Source organism: Mycobacterium sp. NGS59, assembly GCF_059812345.1.
In genome coordinates, this window is the sequence record NZ_JCALCN010000049.1 from 1 (window position 1) to 17915 (window position 17915).

The following is a 17915-nucleotide window of genomic DNA, read 5'->3' on the forward strand; positions in this document are numbered from 1 at the left end:
CACGGCCGGCGCCAGTTACCTCGCCGGTGACGCGGCGGCCGCTGCGACGTACGGGATCGCGGGCGGCTGAATATGAGCTCCCCCATGGGGCCGGTCTGGATCGCCTCGCCGCCTGAGGTGCATTCGGCGTTGCTCAGTAGTGGTCCTGGACCGGCGTCGCTGTTCGCGGCGGCCGGGGCCTGGAACGCGCTCAGCGCCGAATATGCCGCGACGGCAGCCGAACTCAGTGGTCTCGTGGCGGCAGTTCAAGCGGGCGCCTGGCAGGGCGCGACCGCCGAACGGTATGTGGCCGCACATCAGCCCTACATCGCGTGGCTGCACCAGGCCGGCGCCGACGCCGCGGGAACGGCGGCGCAGCACGAGATCGCGGCTTCGGCCTACACCACCGCGCTCGCGGCGATGCCCACACTGGCGGAACTGGCCGCCAACCACATCGCGCACGGCGTGCTGGTGGCCACGAACTTCTTCGGTGTCAACACCATTCCGATCGCCCTCAACGAGGCCGACTACATGCGGATGTGGTTGCAGGCCGCGGCCACCATGGGTCTTTACCAGGCGGCGACGGGCGCGGCGTTGGCCACTGCGCCGCGTGCCACCGCGGCACCGGCGATCGTCAGCCCCGCTGCGGAGGCCGCGGCCGCCGACTCGGGTTCGCAGTTCGACATCCTGCAGATCATCGTCAATCTCCTGCGCGACTACGTGCTACTGCTGCCCGACGGCCCACTGCTGTGGGACTTCCTGTCCAATCCGCTGCCGGCGATCCAGCAGATGATCATCGACTTCGCCACCAACCCGCAAGCCGCACTGGTCACCTGGTGGCCGTTGCTGTTCGCGCTGGGGTATCAGGCGTTCTTCCAGCCCGTCGGCTGGACCTTCTGGGGCATGGTGGCGACGTCGCCCGCGTGGTTGCCGACGTTGGCCGCCGTCGGGTTGGGCAGCCTGGGGTTACTGAACCTGATCCGGGTCGACGTGATCCCCGAGATCCCGGCCGAACAGGCGCCCGTCCCGATCGCCGGCACCGCGCCGCACAGCGTCGGAGTGGCCGGACTCGCCCCGACCGTCGCAAGCCCGGCCGGCACGCCGGCGTCGGCACCCGCGGCCGCTGCGCCCGCCGGTACGGTCACGGCGACCGCGGCCCCGGCGGCGACGGCTTTCCCGTACGTGGTTGCCGGGCCCGACGGCTGGGGACCGGGCCTGGGTCCGACGGTGGGCGACCGCGCCGCGGCCAAGGCGCCGGCAGCCACCATCCCCGCGGCCGGGGCGGCGGCGGCCAGCGGCGCGGCGGCTCGGGCCAAGCGCCGCCGGCGCGCGCCCCAGCACCAGCACGGCGACGAGTTCCTGGACCTGGATTCGGCCGTCGACCCCATCTGGGACGACGACGCGCAGGCTTCCCGGAGCGGCGCCGGCACGTTCGGCTTCGCGGGCACGATACCCAGGGAGACGCTGCTGCAGGCCGCCGGGCTGACGGCACTGGCCGGCGACGAATTCGGCGGTGGCCCAAAGGTTCCCATGATGCCGGGCACCTGGGAACAGGCCGGGGAGGAAGGGGGGCCGGAAAGTCAGCGAGACGAACTACCGCGTGCGGGTCGTTAGAGGGATTCGGAGTCAGGGAAAGGGAAAGGGAGAGTCATGAGTTTGTTGGATGCTCATATTCCGCAGTTGGTGTCCTCGCAGTCGGCGTTCGGCGCCAAGGCGGGGTTGATGCGGCACACGATCGGTCAGGCCGAGCAGGCAGCGATATCGGCGCAGGCGTTTCACCAGGGGGAGTCCGCGGCGGCGTTTCAGGCCGCGCACGCCCGGTTCGTGAAGGTCGCAGCGCGGGTGAACACGTTGCTCGACATCGCCCAAGCCAACCTGGGCGAGGCGGCCGGTACCTATGTGGCCGCCGACGCTGCGGCCGCGTCGACCTACACCGGTTTCTGAGCCGGCTCAGACGAGAAAGGGTTTGCTGATGTCGCAGATCATGTACAACTACCCGGCGATGCTCGCTCATGCCGGGGACATGGCGGGCTATGCCGGCACCATGACGGGTTTGGGGGCCGACATCTCCGCCGAGCAGGCCGCGTTGCAGAACGCCTGGCAGGGTGACACCGGGCTGACGTATCAGGCCTGGCAGGTGCAGTGGAACCAGGCCATGGAGGACCTGGTGCGGGCCTATCAGTCGATGGCCAGCATCCACGAGGCCAACACCATGGCGATGCTGGCCCGCGACGGTGCCGAAGCCGCCAAGTGGGGCGGCTAGCGCCGACCTTGGACGCAATGCCCAATGCCGTCGAGCTGACGGTCGACCAGGCGTGGTTCATCGCGGAAACTGTTGAAGCGGGCAGCTTTCCGTGGGTGCTGGCCATCACGACGCCGTATCGTGACGCCGCGCAGCGAACCGCGTTCTTCGACCGGCAGGCCGACGAGCTGACCCGGATGGGGTTGATGACCGGGGATGTCGTCAACCCGCGGGTGGCCGACTGGATCAAAGTGGTGTGTTTCCCGGACCGTTGGCTCGACCTGCGTTACCTGGGACCCACCCGTCCCGACGGCAGCAGCGACATGCTGCGCGGCATCGTCGCGCAGCGCGCCGGCCGGACCGTGGTGGCGCTGCGCAGCGCCCAGCTGGTGACTTTCACCGCGATGGACATCGACGACCCGCGGGCGCTGGTTCCCGTTCTCGGCGTCGGACTGTCGCAGCGACCACCCGCCCGATTCGACGAGTTCAGCATGCCGACCCGCGTGGGTGCCCGGGCCGACGAGCGACTGCGCTCGGGCGCGCCGCTCGCCGAAGTCCTCGAGTACCTGGGCATCCCGGCTTCGGCGCGGCCGGTGGTCGAGTCGGTCTTCTCCGGGCAGCGCAGCTACGTGGAGGTCGTCGCGGGCTGCAACCGGGACGGCCGGCACACCACCACCGAGGTCGGCATGAGCATCGTCGACACCGCGGCGGGACGGGTGCTGGTCAGCCCGTCCCGCGCGTTCGACGGCGAATGGGTCTCGACGTTCGCACCCGGAACCCCGTTCGCGACCGCCGTCGCGATCGAACAACTGACTTCCTATCTGCCGGACGGGGACTGGTTCCCCGGACACCGGCTGTCCCGAGACTTCTCGGCACAGACCACGTAACACACATCAAGAGAAATCGGAGAGCACGATGTTGCAGCAACGGCACCCACGAACCGAGGTCCGGTGACGGCCGGGACCGTCATGCCGATCGTCCGCGTCGCAATCCTCGCGGACAGTCGGTTGACGGAGATGGCCTTGCCCGCCGAGCTGCCGCTGCGCGAAATCCTGCCCGCGGTACAGCGTTTGGTGGTTCCGGCCACCAATGGTGACGGCGGCGAGGCCGGTGACGCGGGCGCGGCCACCCACCTGAGCCTGGCACCTGTCGGCGGGGCGCCGTTCAGCCTGGACGCCAGCCTGGACACCGTCGGCGTGGTGGACGGTGACCTGCTGGCGTTGCAGCCGGTGCCCGCCGGTCCGGCCGCGCCGGGCATCGTCGAGGACATCGCCGACGCGGCCATGATCTTCTCCACCTCGCGGCGCAATCCGTGGGGCACCAGGCACATCCAGCGCGGTGCGCTGGCCGCGGTGATCGGTGTGACCCTGGTGGCGACCGGACTGGCCGTCACCCATCGCGTCGCGACCGGAGCACTCGGCGGCCTGGTCGCGGTCAGTGCGATCGCCGCGCTCGTCGCGATCACCGGGCTGCTGATCACGGCGCGTTCCCCGCGCACCGGGATCGCGCTGTCGATCACCGCTCTGGTACCGATCGCCGGTGCGCTGGCGCTGGCGGTGCCGGGCAGCTTCGGCGCCGCACAGGTGTTGCTGGCCGCGGCGGGCGTCGCCGCCTGGTCGCTGGTCGCCCTGATCGTGCCCAGCGCGGAGCGCGAGCGCGCCGTGGCACTGTTCACCACCACGGCAGTGGTGGGGCTCGCGGTGGCACTGGCCTCCGGCGCCGAATTGCTCTGGCAGCCACCGCTGCTCACGATCGGCTGCGGGCTGATTGTCGCGGCGCTGCTGATCACCATCCAGGCGGCTCAACTCTCGGCGCTGTGGGCCCGGTTCCCGCTGCCCGTCATCCCGGCGCCCGGAGACCCGACGCCGGCGCCGCCGTCGTCGCGGGTGCTCGAGGACCTGCCGCGGCGGGTGCGGATCGGCGACGCCCACCAGAACGGGTTCATCGCCGCGGCCGTGCTGCTCAGTGTCGCCGGCTCGGTGGCCATCGCGCTGCGTCCCGAGACGTTGAGCGTGGCGGGTTGGTACGTGGTGGGCGCGACGTCGCTGGCGGCTACGCTGCGCGCGCGGGTGTGGGACTCCGCCGCCTGCAAAGCCTGGCTGCTCGCCCAGCCGTTCCTGGTGGCCGGCACGCTGCTGGTGCACTACACGGCGACCGGCCGTTACGTCGCTGCCCTGGGCGCGGTTGCGGTGCTCGTCGTGCTGGTGCTGGTGTGGGTCGTGGTGGCGCTGAACCCGGCCGTCGCCTCGCCGGACAGCTACTCGCTGCCGCTGCGCCGGCTGCTGGGCTTCCTCGCGGCCGGGCTGGACGCCTCCCTGATCCCGGTGATGGCGTTCCTGGTGGGATTGTTCGCCTGGGTGCTCAATCGATGATGCGTGCCGGATCAACCTGTCTGGCAGCCGCTCTGGTGGCTGTGCAGGCGGGGCTGGCGGCTCCGCCGGCCCTGGCGGTCAGCCCGCCGGTGGTCGACGCCGCCGCGCAACCGCCCACCGGCTCCCCGGGACCCGTGCAGCCGATGGAGCAGCGCGGCCAATGCAGCGTCTCCGGGGTGATCCCGGGCACCGACGCGGGGCTGCCGACCCCGAGCCAGACATCGCTGAATCTGCCTGCGGCATGGCAGTTCTCGCGCGGTGAAGGCCAGCTGGTGGCCATCATCGACACCGGCGTACGGCCCGGTCCCCGGCTGAACAACGTCGACGCCGGTGGTGACTTCGTGGAGTCCACCGACGGCCTGACCGACTGCGACGGGCACGGCACCCTGGTGGCCGGTATCGTCGCCGGCCAGCCCGGTGACGACGGGTTCTCCGGCGTCGCGCCGGCGGCCCGGCTGCTGTCCATCCGGGTGACGTCGGCCAAGTTCTCACCGCGCACGCCGGGCGGCGATCCGGCGCTGGCGCGCGCCGCCGCCGAGATCGAGGCGCTGGCCCGGGCGGTCGTGCACGCCGCCGACCGCGGTGCCCGGGTGATCAACATTTCCGCGATCACCTGCTTGCCCGCCGATCGCCCGGTGGACCAGGCCGCGCTGGGCGCGGCGATCAAGTACGCGGCGGTGGAGAAGGACGCGGTGATCGTGGCCGCCGCCGGAAACAGCGGCCCCACCGGGTCGGTCGCCGGCGGAACGTCGTGCGACTCGAACCCGCTGACCGATCTGAGTCGACCCGACGACCCGCGTAACTGGGCCGGCGTCACCTCGGTCTCCGTCCCGTCCTGGTGGCAGCCCTACGTGTTGTCGGCGGCCTCGGTGGCGCCCGACGGCCGTCCGTCGAAATTCACCATGGCCGGTCCTTGGGTGGGCATCGCCGCACCCGGGGAGAACATCGCCTCGCTGAGCAACTCCGACGGCGGCGGTGTGGCCAACGGCCTGCCCGACGACCACCAGCAGCTGATCCCGCTCAGCGGCACCAGCTACGCGGCCGGTTACGTCTCCGGCGTCGCGGCACTGGTACGCGCCAAGTACCCGGCGCTGCCCGCCGCCGAAGTGGTGCGTCGCATCACCGCCACCGCGCAGAACGGCCCGCGGGACCCGTCCAACATGGTCGGAGCCGGCACCCTGGACGCGGCCGCGGCGCTGACGTGGCAGTTGCCGGCCGACTCCGCGCCGCCGAACCCGGCCACCAGACCCGTCGCCGTCCCGCCGCCACCGCCGGCCCCGGACACCACCCCCCGCAACGTCGCGCTGGTAGGAGCCGGCGTGCTGACGTTGCTCGTCCTAGTCACCGCAGCCACGGTGGCGGTAACGCGCCGCCGAAAGGAGCCCACCCCGTGAGCCAGTCGCTCGAATCCACGTCGTGGCCGGGAGCCGCGCGGATCACCCTGGCCCTGCTGGCCGTCGTGCCCGCCGCCATGGCCTACCCCTGGCAGTCCTCCCGTGCCTACCTGCTGATCGGCATCGCCGTCGTGGCGCTGATCCTGCTGTTCGGCCGTTGGCGCGGACTGTATGTCACCACGATCCTGCGTCGCCGGCTGGCGATCCTGGGCCGCGGTAACCGGACGGACCCCGAACCGGACGCCGAGACCCGCACCACGGCGCTGCTGCGGGTGGGTCCGGGCCCGTCGGAGTCCGATGTGTTGCCGTTGCCGCTGATCGCCGGCTACCTGGACCGCTACGGCATCCGCGCCGACAGCGTCCGAATCATCAACCGGGACACCGCATCCGGACGGCGGGAGACCTGGATCGGGCTGACGGTGTCGGCCGTGGACAACCTGGCGGCCCTGCAGGCCCGCTCGGCGCGGATCCCGCTGCACGAGACCGCGGAGGTCGCCGCCCGCCGGCTCGCCGATCACCTGCGCGAAATCGGCTGGGAGGCCGGCACTGTGGTGCCCGAGGATGTTCCGGAACTGCTGTCCACCCCATCCCAGGGTGGGGCACGCGAGACGTGGCGTGCGGTCCAGCAGAGCGGGTCGGATTATGTTGCGGCATACCGGATCACGGTGGACACGGCACTGGCCGAGACCCTTGACGCGGTGCGGTCCGAGCCCGCCCGGGAGACCTGGACGGCGCTGGAGGTCGGGCGCGGCGGCCACGGCGGGCCTTACACGGTTGCCGCCGCATGCGCCTTCCGCACGGACGACGCGCCGGGAAGCGCCGCGCCGGCCGCCGGGTTGACGCTGGAACGCGGCAATCAGCGTCCGGCGCTGGCGGCGCTGGATCCGCTGTCCACCCGTCGCCTCGCCGGGCACACCGCGGCACCCGCCGAGCTGCTCGCCCGGCTGCCGTGGCCCACCGCGGTGCCCGGCGCACACCGCGCGCCGAGCAGCGAGGCCGCCACCCAGGTGATCGCGCTCAGTCGTACATGAACTGGTGCAGGAATGGCGTCATCCGGCGCAGGTAGTCCAGTTGGCTGACGTGCAGCACGTGGCTGCCGGGGAACCAGTGCAGCGCGCACCGATCCCAGTGTTCCCACAACGCCACCGCGTGTTGCGGCGGCGCCATCCGGTCACCGAGCCCGGTGATGATCATCCGACGGTTCTTGGGCAGTAGCGGCCGGTAGTTGAGCGGCCCGTGGTAGGCCAGGCCGGCCTGCAGCTCTTCGCGGCTGATGCTGGTCAGCCGCAACCCCAGCCCGACGAGCGTACTGGCCGGGAACCATTCGGCGAACAGGTCTCCCGGCGTGATGACCGGGCAGTTGGGGATGACGGCCTCGAGCCGGTCGTCGACGGAAGCCACCAGCGCCGAGGTGTAGCCGCCCAGCGACAGACCGGTCAGCGCGATCCGTTCGACGCCGGTGCCGCGCAGGTAGTCCACGATCGAGCGAAAGTCGTGCACCGCCTGGGCCATCGCCTCGGCGAACCCGCTCAGCCCGCTCGCGAAATAGCCGTAACCGCTGAACGGCGAACACCTTTCGGCGCGCTTGCCGTGAAATGGCAAGGTGTACAACAAGACGTCGTAGCCGGACCGGAAATACCACGGCAACGAGAAGAACAACCCGTTGAAGACGTACGACGAGCCCATGAACCCGTGGATCACGCATAGCGTCGGGCGCGGACCGTCGTCGTGACGCCAGTGCTGGGCGTGCACGATGTTGTTGGCCGACAGCGCACTCCAGCTCTCGCGCATGGCCGGGTTGACGGCGCGGAAGCTGCTGGGGAAGGCGATGTTGTCGATGGTGGCCAGCGCGACCCGCTCGGCGAGTCGGCTGGGCCGGCGCTGCACGTCGGTGGGCGGTTGCGTCGGCGCCGGGAACGACTTACCCGGATCGTGCTCGGCCGCCAGTTCGGCGTAGAACTTCAGGCTGTCGCGCTCGCTTTCGGCGTGGCGCCGGCGCAGGTTGGCGGCCACGACGGCGGGAGCCACCGTGGTGGCGAGCAACGACGACGCCGACGTGCGCAACGCGACGTCGCCGACCGCCGAGGCCGTCACGACCACCCGCTGGCGCAGCGACAGTGACGACGTCGGGGGCAATCCCTCGCTGGTGGCGTCCGCGCCGGGCACGTCGGGTACCGGGACGGGCGGACTGATCGGATCCGCTTCGGCGGTCACCTCTGAGGTTTCGGACATCTCGCCGATCGTAACTCGCCGGTCTGGGCGATCGAGGAGGAATAGACCCCCTCGTCAATTTCGCAATTCTGCCCCGTCGGTGCGCACCGCGGAGCGGTCCGGTAATACGGTTTGTCTAAGACACACAAGACGGTGTCGATCAGGAGGACCGATATGTGGGATCCCGACGTCTATCTGGCCTTCGCCGATCACCGCAGCCGCCCGTTCTACGACTTGCTGTCGCGGGTCGGGGCCGACCGGGCGCGCCGGGTGGTCGACCTGGGTTGCGGTCCCGGACATCTGACGCGCTACCTGGCGAAGCGCTGGCCCGGCGCGGTGATCGAGGCGATCGACAGTTCACCGGAGATGGTGGCGGCGGCGCGGGAACGCGGAATCGACGCCAACACCGCCGACCTGCGTAACTGGAAGCCCCAGCCGGACACCGACGTGGTGGTCAGCAACGCCGCGCTGCACTGGGTGCCCGAGCACTCCGAGTTGCTGGTCAGGTGGACCGGCCAACTCGCGTCCGGCTCGTGGATCGCCGTCCAGATCCCGGGCAATTTCGAGACCCCGTCGCACGCCGCGGTGCGTGCGCTGGCACGCCGGGAACCGTACGCAAAGATCATGCGCGACATACCGTTTCGGGTCGGCGCCGTGGTGCAGCCGCCGTCGCACTACGCCGACCTGCTGATGGACGCCGGCTGCCGGGTCGACGTGTGGGAGACCACCTACCTGCACCAGTTGACCGGTGAGCATCCGGTGCTGGAATGGATCACCGGGACTGCGCTGGTGCCGGTGCGCGACCGACTCGACGACGAGGGATGGGAACAGTTCCGCGCCGAACTCATCCCGCTGCTGGACGACGCGTACCCGCCGCGCCCGGACGGCACGACGATCTTCCCGTTCCGGCGGGTTTTCCTGGTGGCGCAGGTCGGTGCGGCGCGCCGGTCAGGTGGCTAACCCCGGCTCGACCTCGTCTTCGATGCCGCGGTCGGTGGCGATGGCCGATCGGCTGGTGGGGACCGTGCGGTGGATCCGCAGGTATGTTTCGGTGTAGCGCTCGGAGATGCGGGTGCCGGCGAAATCCGACGGGATCACGTCGCCGGTGCGCTGGCGCCAATCATGAAGTCGGACAGCAAGATCCGACGCCACGGAGTCGGTGTACGCGTCGCGGGCGCCGGTGCCGTCCAACAGGTTCTTGCTCTCGGTGGGATCGGCGCGCAGGTCGTAGAGTTCGCGTTCCGGACGGGGTGCCGTGACCAGGGGTGCGACGGCCAGTCCCGACGGGCTCTGCTCGATGTCCCACGGCAGGTCCAGCAGTGGCCGCGGGACGTAGTTCTCGATGTAGCTGTATTCCTTGGTGCGGATCGCCCGAATCGGGTCGAACGAGTCGTGGTAGGTCTTCGTGGTGTACAGGTGCTCGCGCACCGGCGCTTCCGGCTGGGGCGCCAGCAGGGCGTCGGCATGCGAGACGCCGTCGACATCGTCCGGCACGGTCACACCCAGCAGTCCCAGCAGCGTCGGCAACAGGTCGACACCGCTGAACAACTCGTCGTAGACCCGCGGCGCCACCGACAGCCCGGTGGGCGGCCGGACGAGCAGCGCGATTCCGGTTCCGGCGTCGTACAGCGTGGATTTCGCGCGGGGGAAGGCCGGGCCGTGATCGGTGAAGAACACCACCCAGGTGCTGGTGTCGAGGCCGGTTTCGGCGAGCGTGTCCAAGATGGTGCCCACCGCGGTGTCCGCGGTGCTGATCGACCCGTAGAAGTCGGCGAGGTCGCCGCGCACCTCGGGAGTGTCGGGTAGGTAGTCGGGCAGGTCGACGGCGGCGCTGTCGGCCGGTTCGTACCGGTCGTGCGGGTAGGGCCGGTGGGTTTCGAAGAACCCGGCGGTCAGCAGGAACGGCCGTGCCGACGGGTCCTCGGAGTTGCCGTCCCGCACCCATTCGTGCAGCCATCGTTCGACCTTGTCCACCACGTACTCGCAGTAGGAGTTGGACACGTCGAACTCGTCGAAACCCAGCCGCTTGGGATAGGACGTCTCGTGCTGCATTCCGAAAAGTGCAGAGTACCAACCGGATTCGTTCAACAACTGGGGCAAGGTGCGTACGTCGCTGCGGTATTCCCAGCCGTGGTGCGCCAGACCGATCAGGCCGTTGCTCTGTGGATAGCGACCGGTGAACAGCGACCCGCGCGACGGCGAGCACAGCGGCGCGGTGGCGTGCGCCCGGGTGAACAGGATGCCCTCGGCGGCCAGGCGGTCCAGTCGCGGACTCGACACGTCGGGGTGCCCGTACGCGCCGAGGTAGCGCCCCAGGTCGTGCCAGTGCACCAGCAGAATGTTCTTGCCGGCCGCGCCTGCGTGGTCATTCGTCAAGGTCGGTCACCCTTCGTACGTGTGCGGCCGGGCTCCATCGGTTCTCCGTGACGAACTCGTGCAACGGTCGCGCCACGGCCCAGCGGTCCAATTCCAGCACCGGTCGATCCGGGAACTCCGGCACCGGCCCCAGGCACAGGATCGCCACTGGTTCGGCGTCGGCGGGCATCTGCAGCAACGCCGCCAACCGCCGCGGATCGAACAGCGACACCCAACCCATGCCCAGACCTTCGGACCGGGCCGCCAGCCACAGGTTCTGGATCGCGCACGACACCGAGGCCAGGTCCATCTGCGGCAGCGTGCGCCGGCCGAAGATGTGCGCGTCCCGGCCGTCGCACAGCGCTACGACCAGCAACTCCGCGCAGTCCAGGACGCCTTCGACCTTGAGCGCCAAAAACTCGGCTTCCCGCGGCCCCAGCGCACTCCCGGTGTGCGCACGCTCGGCGTCGACGAGTGCATGAATCCGGTGCCGAAGCCGGGTGTCGGTGATCCGGATGAACCGCCACGGCTGCATCAACCCCACACTGGGCGCGGCGTGTGCCGCTTGCAGCAGACGTGTCAGCACCTCCTCGCGCACCTCGCCGCCCGGTACGAAGCGGCGCATGTCTCGTCGTTCGGAGATCACCCGGTACACGGCGCGGCGTTCTGCCGCGGTGAACGCGTGATCTGTCACTGGGCCATCGTAGGAACGCGACCGTCAGGGACTGTAGGTGACGCCCACCGCCCGGATCACATACTCGGGCGGCACGTCGAAAGCCAGCGACCGCCGCGGCAGCAGGGCCAGCACGTCTTCGTCGATCGCGTCCTTGAAATGCAGCGAGAGATGGCCGTGGAAACGCTGGTCGACGGCGGCGGTGTCCAGGTCGAGCTGCAATCCCGTTGCGGATATCTCCGCGCGGGCGGCTCCGCTGTTCGGCTCGTCCCATCGCACGTCCATCGCGCGGCCGGCCAGTTTCGGCACCACCGACAGCGTCGCCAGGGCCCGCTGCGAGGTGAACGCCAGCGCGCCCACGTAGCCGGCGATGCTGCCTTGGGACCGGATGCCGGGAATGGCGCCGCTGAACCGTCGGGTGACCGGGATGGACTCGGCCAGGTACAGCAGTCCCTCGTCGTCCAGCCGGGCCCGCAGATCCGCAGGTAATTTGCCGACGCCGAACAACTTCCGAACAATCACCGCCATGACGCCAGTATGGGGTGGTTTCGCCGTGCGCGCACCGATCCTGCGAGCTTCGTGGGCGACGGGTCTGGCCGCGGCCGCGGTGCTGCTCTACGTCATGTTGTGGGTCGGGCACCGTCAGGAGTGGGGCTGGCTGGTGGCTTTCGACTGGTCGCTGCTGAACCCGGCGCACGACATCGGCGTCAAGCACGACGGTTGGGTGCGGTTCTGGGTTGCGGTGTCTTTCGTCCTGGGTCCGGTCCCGATGCGGATGGTGGGGTTGGCGGCCACCGTGCTGGCTCTGGTGCGCCGCCGGGTGCGGATGGCGTTGTTGCTGTTGTTCTGTGGGCCGCTCAACGGACTGGTGACGATGCTGGCCAAGGGCCTGGCCGGGCGGCCTCGCCCGTCGACGGCGCTGGTGGTGATTCCGGAGTCGTCGTTTCCGTCCGGGCATGCCCTCGAGGCCATGTGCGGTGTGCTCGCCTTGCTGACGTTTGCGTGGCCGCTGTTGACCCGCGCGCAGGTGCGTATCGCCGCGCTGGCGCTGGGGGCGCTGGCCGTGTTCATCGTCGGCGTCGCGCGCGTCGCCCTCAACGTGCATCACCCCTCGGACGTGATCGCCGGCTGGGCACTGGGATACGTGTATTTCCTGCTGTGCCTGTGGGTGTTTCGGCCGCAACCGGTCGAGTGTTCATCACGGCCGCGTGACCCAATCGGGCCTTAACCTTTACTTGACCCTCACCTCGCCCGGTCTGACGATGAAACGATGCGCCGACTGGTAGCTCTGCTGTGTGCTGCGGTATGCGCCGTCGGTGCGGCGGCGGTGTTGGCGACGGGATCCGCGCAGGTGGCCGGCGCCGCGGGCAATCCGTGGTTCGCGAACTCGGTCGGCAATGCGACACAAGTGGTTTCGGTTGTCTCCACCGGTGGTTCGAACGCCAAGATGGACATCTATCAGCGCACCGCGGCCGGCTGGCAACCGCTTAAGACCGGGATCCCCACCCATGTCGGCTCGGCGGGCATGGCGCCGCAGGCCCGAAGTGGTTATCCCGCCACCCCGATGGGGGTGTACACCCTGGACTCCGCCTTCGGCACCGCGCCCAATCCCGGTGGGGGACTGCCCTATACGCAGGTCGGACCCAATCACTGGTGGAGCGGTGACGATCACAGTCCTACCTTCAACTCGATGCAGGTGTGTCAGAAAGCCCAGTGTTCCTTCAACACTGCCGAAAGCGAGAACCTGCAGATCCCGCAGTACAAGCACTCGGTGGTGATGGGCGTCAACAAGAACAAGGTGCCCGGCGGCGGCGCCGCATTCTTCTTTCACACCACCGACGGCGGACCCACCGAGGGTTGCGTGGCAATCGACGACGCCACGCTGGTGTCGATCATCAAGTGGCTGCGTCCCGGCGCCGTCATCGCGATCGCCAAGTAGCGTTCCCCCCGCGAGAAGACGCAAAAGCCCCGATTTGCTCCGCAAATCAGGGGCTTTTGCGTCTTCTCGTCAGGCTAGGTCCGCCCGCGCCCGGCCGGGCTTGAGGTGGAACTTCAGGTCCGCCACCGACATCGTCGCCTCGTAGGTGCGGTCGTATCCGGTGGCGCTGATCCGCCACCCGTCCGGGGTGCGCCGGTACTGGTCGCGGTAGAACGCCGCCCCGATCAGCATGAAGTCGTACTCGGCCACGATGACCCGGTCCTGCAGATACCAGATGCCCGACGCGGTGTCGCCGGTGACGGTGATCTCCGGATGCGTCACCCGGTGTTCGGTGACCACACCGGGCCCCATCGCCGAGCTCAGGTACTCCACCAGGTCCTTGCGGTTGTCGAAGTGCAACTCCTTGCCCAGCGACGAGCCGTAGGCGCCGACGATGTCCTCGGTCATGGTGTCCGCGAACTCGTCCCAGTGCTTGGTGTCCATCGCCCGCAGGTAGCGGTACTTGACCTGTTTGATCGCTTCGACGTCTGCCACGGGGAACTCGGGAAGGCTCACCCGGTCATTGCAGCACACCGGGGCGGCGCCCTCACCGCAGGGGCGGTGAATCGAACGCCGGCGGGTGCGCTCTGTCAAGAGTGACGCGGGTACCTTTTTGATGACGACACGGCCACGACCGGATACCAATGAGGTTGGGGCCGAACCATATTGAGCCGACCCGCAGCTATGGTTGACGCGCTGGCTACCGACCCTGTCGACGAAAGTATTGGCCATATGTACGACCCGCTGGGGTTGTCGATCGGGACCATGAACATGGTCGCGGCGACGACCGGGAGTTCCCCGGTCATCCGTCGCGCCGTGCTCACCCTGTATCCGCATTGCGCCCCGAAACTCGTTGCACCCGAGGAGAACTCGAGTGCGGCCGAACTGGGCCTGCCGATGAGTGGCTTCGTGGAGCGCATCGGCGACTCGGTGGCACTGGTCTCCCCGGACGGCTCGGCGCACGACCCCGACCTGCTGACGGTCGAGGCGCTGGAGGCCATGGTCGTCGCGGCCGGGGCCGACTCCAGTGCCGCCGAGATCGCGATCGCCGTTCCCGCGCACTGGAAACCGGGCACCGTGCAGGCATTGCGAAATGCCTTGCGTACCCATGTCGGCTTCGTGCGCAGCGGGATGGCCCCGCGCCTGGTCTCCGATGCGATAGCGGGGCTGACGGCGGTCAAAGCCGAGGCGGAACTCCCGCCGGGCGGCGTGGTGGGACTGCTGGATTTCGGTGCGTCCGCAACGCAGGTGACACTGCTGGAGATCAAGGCTGACTTCGAACCTGTCGGCGCCACAATGCGTTACGAGGAATTCTCGGGCAACCAGATCGACCAGGCGGTGCTACTGCACGCCATCGACATGCTCGGTCACGAAGACGCCGACGTGGGCCGGTTGGGCCGGTTGCAGGCGCAGTGCCGGGAGGCCAAGGAGCGACTGTCGACCGATGCAGTGACCGAGCTCTCGGTCGAGCTTTCCGGTGCCAGTGCGGCGCTGGAATTGACCCGCGACAAGTTCGAGGACCTGATTCGAGACCGGTTCAGCGGCCTGGTCTATGCGTTCGACGACATGCTGGCACAGCATGACTTCCGTTTCGCCGACCTGGCCGCATTGGTCACAGTCGGCGGCGGAGCCAGCATTCCGCTTGTCGCCCAACGCCTTTCGGCGCACACCCGGATTCCGGTCCTGACCGCCACGCAGCCGTTGTGCGCCGCCGCGCAGGGGGCGTTGCTGCTGGCCGACCGCGGCGACCTGCTCGACCTGCGGACCCGCGCGTCCATCGGTGTGATGGCGGGAGTCGCGGGCACCGCTCTGCTCGACTCGCCACCGGCTCGCGACGTGCTGGTGATCGACCACGACGCGTTGACCGATCGCGAGTTGGCCTGGTCGCAAACCGAGTTCCCCGAAGTGCTGACCCGGTTCGAGGGCGACTCCTACAACGAAGACGGCCCCTGCTTCTCGATGCGGCTGAACGTGATCGATCCGCCCAAGGAGCCGCCGTGGCGACGCGTCCGGCTGTCGCAGGTGCTGATCGGGCTCTGCGCGGCGGTCGCGATGACGGCCATCGGGGGGGTGGCCATCACATTGACCGCCCTCGAGCAGCGCCAGGCGCCGCACAAGCCCGCGATCGTGCCCAGCGTGGCACCGACACCGTCGTCTCCCAGCGCCAAGCTGCCCAGCCCGGCCCCAGCCAGTCCGCTCGAGCCCAGCCCGCTACCGCCGCCCAGCGAGGCGCCGGCCCCGAGTGTGGTGGCGCCGCCGCCCAGCCAGGAGACACCACCACCACCGGCGCCCCCGATGACGACGACCAGGCCCGCGCCGGTGACCACGACCAGGCCGCCGGTCGCCACGACAACAGTCACCACCACCGCGCCCCTGCCCTCGGCGGCGGAGGCACCGGCGGCCGCGGAGGCACCCAGCGCGGCGGAGGCGCCGAGCGCCCCGGAGTCGCCGTCGTCGGTGCGGATGACCACGCAGTGGTTGCACGTCCCGCTGATCCCGGTTCCGATACCGATCCAGGTGCCGGCCAACGGAGCTCCCCAGAACCAGGTTCCGCAGACCCAGCTCCAGCAGGATCCGGGTCCACAGAACCCGTTCTCGAGTCCCGGCAGTCCATGATTTGAGGTTGCTCAGAACAACGCTCGACCCCGACGTGCGCGAGTAGGGTTTTTCCTGGCAAACTGCATAGAAGCCAGTTAAACCATTTCGTCGAAGGCGGCCCGCGCGGTAGGCCGGTCCGCCTAGACCCCGTAACTAGCTCGCACCAGCTTGGAGGGGTTATGGACATCGTGCTCGGGGTATCGATGGAGCCCTCGGCGGTCCGAATGTTGCTGATCGAGGGCGCGAACGCCGACGGCGTCACCGTCGAGGAAGACAGCATCGAAGTCCCGGCGTCCGCCGGTGACTCGACGACCCAGGTGATCGGCGCGCTGATCGGCACCTGGGAAGGCGCCCTCGAGGGCGGGCATCAACTCACCTCGACCGGGCTCACCTGGACCGACCCGAGCCAGGTCGCCGCGCTGCGCGCCGAACTCGCCTCCCGCGAGGTCGGCGGGGTGATGCTGGTGTCGCCGCTGCTGGCCGCGGCGGCGCTGGCCCAGACCGTGGGCGCCGCACTCGACTACCAGTACATCGCGATGCTGTTCGTCGAGTCCGACAGCGCGACCCTGGCCGTCGTCGACATCGCCGACGGCTCGATCGTGGACCTGCACCGACAGTCGTTGCGCGATTCGGTGGCAGCCGAACTGGTGACGATGGTCGCCGGACTGGACGGCCCGCAAGCACGCGCCGACGGCGTCTTCCTGGTCGGCTGTGGGGTCGACATCGTCGGCGTCAAGCCCACCCTGGAAGCCGCCACGTCTTTGCCGGTCAGCTGCCCCGAGGAGCCGGAGCTGGCACTGGCCCGCGGCGCGGCGCTGGCCTCGGCGAATGCGCCGCTGTTCGCGTCCTCGACGTCGGCCCTGGCCTATGCGCTGGACCCGGGCACCGGGGAGGTGAGCCCGCGCGCCCTGACCCCGAGCTACCTCGACGTATGCGCGATGGCCGGGGTGGACGAGGGTTCGCTGGCCTACAGCGCGGTGGACGACGCGGCCGACGACGACCCGGTTGTCCGCGGCAACCGCCGGCCCTTGGTGATGGTCGGTGGTGCCGTAGCCGGGGTCGCCGCCGTCGTGGCGGGCGCGTTGGTGATCTCGCTGGCCTCCGATGTCCGGCCCAGCTCGGCCCAACGGTCCGAGCAGCGTGAGATCGTCCAGACACCGCAGGCACCGGCTACCGAGCTGCCCGCGCAGGTGCTGTCGCAGGCGAGTGCGCCACCGCCCGCCGCCCTGCCGCCGACGAGTGCGCCTCCGGCCGCCGCGCCGCCGCTGACCGAGGTGGCCGCCCCACCGCCGGTCGTGGTGGCCCCGGCGCCCCAGACGGTCACCAAACCGGCCCCGGCTCCGGCGGCCATGGCCCCGGCGCCCCAGCCCCGCCGCCAGCCCACCCGACAGGCCCCGCCACCGGTGCAGACCCCCGTGCAGCAGGCCCCGCCGCCGTCGGCGCCCGCCCCGGCGGCCCCGCCGCCCGCGCCCGCCCCGGCCGCGCCGACCCCGATCATGACGGCCTACCTGCACCTACCGTTCTTCTCGATCCCGATCCCGATCAACGCTCCGCCCCCGCCGCCCCCACCGGCGCCGCCGGCTCCTTAGCGCTTGGTGGCGCATCGCGCCGGTTGAGCGCAGACTGGTGGTAATCCATTTCCAGTTGGTAGGAGGTCGCGTGAGCGACAGTGGTTCGTCCGGGGCGTTCGGCTTCGACCCCGACGATTTGGACCGGGTGATCCGGGAAGGTACCGAGGGTCTGCGCGACGCGTTCGAGCGGATCGGCAAGTTCGTCGCCGCGCCGGGCGCCCGGTCGGGATGGTCGGCGCTGTTCGACGAGTTCGCGCCGCGCCGCCCGCGGCCCGAGCCCGAGACCACCGGCGAGACCGGTGACGGCGTCTGGGCCATCTACACCGTGGGTGCCGACGGCGACGCGCGCGTGGAGCAGGTGTATGCCACCGAACTCGACGCGCTACGCGCCAACAAGACCAACACCGACCCCAAGCGCAAGGTGCGGTTCCTGCCGTACGGCATCGCGGTCAGCGTGCTGGACGACCCGGCGGCCGACGATGCGCCGGAGAACCCCTAGTGTCGTGCGTCATTAATTAGTTTACAGTGTGGGATGATTGGTG

At 69.7% G+C, this 17915-nt stretch carries 18 protein-coding genes; 13 read left to right on the forward strand and 5 right to left on the reverse strand.

The genetic code is table 11. The features are described 5' to 3' along the window. Positions 1 to 72 precede the first annotated feature (72 nt). The 7 genes from AC5Y46_RS25995 (at position 73) to eccE (ending at position 7018) form a co-directional block, all read left to right on the forward strand. Entirely contained in the window at positions 73 to 1593 is a 1521-nt protein-coding gene (locus AC5Y46_RS25995; RefSeq protein WP_499993782.1) for a PPE family protein, read from the forward strand. Positions 1594 to 1629: 36 nt separating this feature from the next. Further along, positions 1630 to 1923: a type VII secretion system protein EsxG gene (gene esxG, locus AC5Y46_RS26000; protein ID WP_499993783.1), complete on the forward strand. Its 294-nt coding sequence runs from the start codon at positions 1630 to 1632 to the stop codon at positions 1921 to 1923. 28 nt (positions 1924 to 1951) lie between these two features. Further along, positions 1952 to 2242, forward strand: coding sequence for a WXG100 family type VII secretion target (locus AC5Y46_RS26005; protein ID WP_499993785.1), 291 nt, complete (start codon positions 1952 to 1954; stop codon positions 2240 to 2242). 8 nt (positions 2243 to 2250) lie between these two features. After that, positions 2251 to 3108 (forward strand): ESX secretion-associated protein EspG, encoded by an 858-nt coding sequence (locus AC5Y46_RS26010; protein ID WP_499944088.1) that lies wholly within the window; start codon positions 2251 to 2253, stop codon positions 3106 to 3108. Positions 3109 to 3189: 81 nt separating this feature from the next. Further along, positions 3190 to 4593, forward strand: coding sequence for a type VII secretion integral membrane protein EccD (gene eccD / locus AC5Y46_RS26015; RefSeq protein WP_499993802.1), 1404 nt, complete (start codon positions 3190 to 3192; stop codon positions 4591 to 4593). After that, positions 4590 to 5987, forward strand: coding sequence for a type VII secretion-associated serine protease mycosin (gene mycP, locus AC5Y46_RS26020; protein WP_499993787.1), 1398 nt, complete (start codon positions 4590 to 4592; stop codon positions 5985 to 5987). The genes eccD and mycP overlap by 4 nt, the downstream gene beginning before the upstream one ends. Then, positions 5984 to 7018: a type VII secretion protein EccE gene (gene eccE / locus AC5Y46_RS26025; RefSeq protein ID WP_499993789.1), complete on the forward strand. Its 1035-nt coding sequence runs from the start codon at positions 5984 to 5986 to the stop codon at positions 7016 to 7018. The genes mycP and eccE overlap by 4 nt, the downstream gene beginning before the upstream one ends. On the opposite strand, the gene AC5Y46_RS26030 is transcribed toward eccE, so the two are convergent. Beyond that, positions 7005 to 8219 carry an alpha/beta fold hydrolase gene (locus AC5Y46_RS26030; protein ID WP_499993790.1) on the reverse strand — a complete coding sequence of 405 codons (1215 nt, stop codon included), beginning with the start codon at positions 8217 to 8219 and terminating at the stop codon, positions 7005 to 7007. The genes eccE and AC5Y46_RS26030 overlap by 14 nt on opposite strands. Before the next feature lie 153 nt (positions 8220 to 8372). On the opposite strand from AC5Y46_RS26030, the gene AC5Y46_RS26035 reads away from it, so the two are divergent. After that, the gene (locus AC5Y46_RS26035; protein ID WP_499993792.1) at positions 8373 to 9158 is read left to right on the forward strand and encodes a trans-aconitate 2-methyltransferase; all 786 of its coding nucleotides are present in this window, start codon (positions 8373 to 8375) and stop codon (positions 9156 to 9158) included. On the opposite strand, the gene AC5Y46_RS26040 is transcribed toward AC5Y46_RS26035, so the two are convergent. The 3 genes from AC5Y46_RS26040 to AC5Y46_RS26050 are packed head-to-tail and all read right to left on the reverse strand — an operon-like array spanning position 9147 to position 11754. Next, a complete protein-coding gene (locus AC5Y46_RS26040) occupies positions 9147 to 10574 on the reverse strand; it encodes a sulfatase family protein (protein ID WP_499993793.1) in 1428 nt (475 codons plus the stop codon). The genes AC5Y46_RS26035 and AC5Y46_RS26040 overlap by 12 nt on opposite strands. Continuing rightward, positions 10564 to 11247 (reverse strand): 5,6-dimethylbenzimidazole synthase, encoded by a 684-nt coding sequence (bluB, locus tag AC5Y46_RS26045; protein WP_499993795.1) that lies wholly within the window; start codon positions 11245 to 11247, stop codon positions 10564 to 10566. Before bluB ends, AC5Y46_RS26040 begins: the two co-directional genes overlap by 11 nt. Positions 11248 to 11271: 24 nt before the next feature. Next, a complete protein-coding gene (locus AC5Y46_RS26050) occupies positions 11272 to 11754 on the reverse strand; it encodes a hypothetical protein (RefSeq protein ID WP_499993796.1) in 483 nt (160 codons plus the stop codon). Between AC5Y46_RS26050 and AC5Y46_RS26055 the strand changes: the two genes are divergently transcribed. Both AC5Y46_RS26055 and AC5Y46_RS26060 read left to right on the forward strand, forming a co-directional pair. Next, positions 11753 to 12454 (forward strand): phosphatase PAP2 family protein, encoded by a 702-nt coding sequence (locus AC5Y46_RS26055; protein ID WP_499993797.1) that lies wholly within the window; start codon positions 11753 to 11755, stop codon positions 12452 to 12454. The two genes, AC5Y46_RS26050 and AC5Y46_RS26055, sit on opposite strands and share 2 nt — an antisense overlap. A 42-nt stretch (positions 12455 to 12496) precedes the next feature. Further along, positions 12497 to 13165, forward strand: coding sequence for a L,D-transpeptidase family protein (locus AC5Y46_RS26060; protein WP_499943948.1), 669 nt, complete (start codon positions 12497 to 12499; stop codon positions 13163 to 13165). Positions 13166 to 13234: 69 nt separating this feature from the next. Here the strand turns inward: AC5Y46_RS26060 and AC5Y46_RS26065 are convergent, their stop codons facing one another. Then, the gene (locus tag AC5Y46_RS26065; protein WP_499993804.1) at positions 13235 to 13738 is read right to left on the reverse strand and encodes a nuclear transport factor 2 family protein; all 504 of its coding nucleotides are present in this window, start codon (positions 13736 to 13738) and stop codon (positions 13235 to 13237) included. Between the two features lie 198 nt (positions 13739 to 13936). Between AC5Y46_RS26065 and AC5Y46_RS26070 the strand changes: the two genes are divergently transcribed. The 3 genes from AC5Y46_RS26070 (at position 13937) to AC5Y46_RS26080 (ending at position 17872) form a co-directional block, all read left to right on the forward strand. Further along, positions 13937 to 15820, forward strand: a complete 1884-nt coding sequence (locus tag AC5Y46_RS26070; RefSeq protein WP_499993799.1) for an Hsp70 family protein — start codon at positions 13937 to 13939, stop codon at positions 15818 to 15820. Between the two features lie 161 nt (positions 15821 to 15981). After that, positions 15982 to 17391 (forward strand): DUF7159 family protein, encoded by a 1410-nt coding sequence (locus AC5Y46_RS26075; RefSeq protein ID WP_499993800.1) that lies wholly within the window; start codon positions 15982 to 15984, stop codon positions 17389 to 17391. 70 nt (positions 17392 to 17461) lie between these two features. After that, positions 17462 to 17872, forward strand: a complete 411-nt coding sequence (locus tag AC5Y46_RS26080) for an Rv0313 family protein (protein WP_499943944.1) — start codon at positions 17462 to 17464, stop codon at positions 17870 to 17872. The last annotated feature ends 43 nt before the right edge of the window (positions 17873 to 17915 follow it).

What these genes read in the sequence shown, in the direction of transcription:
- AC5Y46_RS26070 (WP_499993799.1), top strand. Translation starts at nt 13,937, where the DNA reads ATGTACGACCCGCTGGGGTTGTCGATCGGGACCATGAACATGGTCGCG.
- AC5Y46_RS26055 (WP_499993797.1), top strand. Translation starts at nt 11,753, where the DNA reads ATGACGCCAGTATGGGGTGGTTTCGCCGTGCGCGCACCGATCCTGCGA.
- esxG (WP_499993783.1), top strand. Translation starts at nt 1,630, where the DNA reads ATGAGTTTGTTGGATGCTCATATTCCGCAGTTGGTGTCCTCGCAGTCG.
- AC5Y46_RS25995 (WP_499993782.1), top strand. Translation starts at nt 73, where the DNA reads ATGAGCTCCCCCATGGGGCCGGTCTGGATCGCCTCGCCGCCTGAGGTG.
- AC5Y46_RS26030 (WP_499993790.1), bottom strand. Translation starts at nt 8,219, where the DNA reads ATGTCCGAAACCTCAGAGGTGACCGCCGAAGCGGATCCGATCAGTCCG.
- AC5Y46_RS26035 (WP_499993792.1), top strand. Translation starts at nt 8,373, where the DNA reads ATGTGGGATCCCGACGTCTATCTGGCCTTCGCCGATCACCGCAGCCGC.
- mycP (WP_499993787.1), top strand. Translation starts at nt 4,590, where the DNA reads ATGATGCGTGCCGGATCAACCTGTCTGGCAGCCGCTCTGGTGGCTGTG.
- AC5Y46_RS26005 (WP_499993785.1), top strand. Translation starts at nt 1,952, where the DNA reads ATGTCGCAGATCATGTACAACTACCCGGCGATGCTCGCTCATGCCGGG.
- AC5Y46_RS26050 (WP_499993796.1), bottom strand. Translation starts at nt 11,754, where the DNA reads ATGGCGGTGATTGTTCGGAAGTTGTTCGGCGTCGGCAAATTACCTGCG.
- AC5Y46_RS26060 (WP_499943948.1), top strand. Translation starts at nt 12,497, where the DNA reads ATGCGCCGACTGGTAGCTCTGCTGTGTGCTGCGGTATGCGCCGTCGGT.
- AC5Y46_RS26075 (WP_499993800.1), top strand. Translation starts at nt 15,982, where the DNA reads ATGGACATCGTGCTCGGGGTATCGATGGAGCCCTCGGCGGTCCGAATG.
- eccD (WP_499993802.1), top strand. Translation starts at nt 3,190, where the DNA reads ATGCCGATCGTCCGCGTCGCAATCCTCGCGGACAGTCGGTTGACGGAG.